The organism is Mycolicibacterium vulneris (assembly GCF_002104765.1).
Classification (GTDB): domain Bacteria; phylum Actinomycetota; class Actinomycetes; order Mycobacteriales; family Mycobacteriaceae; genus Mycobacterium; species Mycobacterium vulneris.
On record NZ_NCXM01000118.1, the window covers coordinates 1 to 329 of the forward strand.

1 protein-coding gene is annotated in these 329 nt (G+C 75.7%); it reads right to left on the minus strand.

Translation table 11 applies throughout. The annotated features are described in order from the left end of the window. Nucleotides 1–329: E3 binding domain-containing protein (locus tag B8W69_RS29620; RefSeq protein ID WP_181447518.1), on the minus strand; the 329-nt coding region annotated here is incomplete at both ends.

Sequence of the window (329 nt, forward strand, 5' to 3'; positions counted from 1 at the left end):
AGCAAGACGTGCTGGCCGCCGGCGCGGGGGCGGGCGCCTTGGCGGCCTGTTGCTTCTGCTCGGCGGCGGCCAGCACGTCTTGCTTGCGGATGCGCCCGCCCACGCCGGTGCCCGTGATCGAGTTCAGGTCGATGTTGTTTTCGGCGGCCAGCTTTCGCACCAGCGGCGTCACGTACGGCGCACCGTCGGCGCCCGAGCCGGCCGGCTGGGCCTGCGCCGGTTGAGCTTTGGGCTCCGGCGCGGGCTTGGGCTGCGGCGCGGGGGCCGGCGTGGGTTCGGGCTTGGGCTGCGCCTGCGGCTGGGGTGCCGGTTCCGGCGTGGGCTCGGGC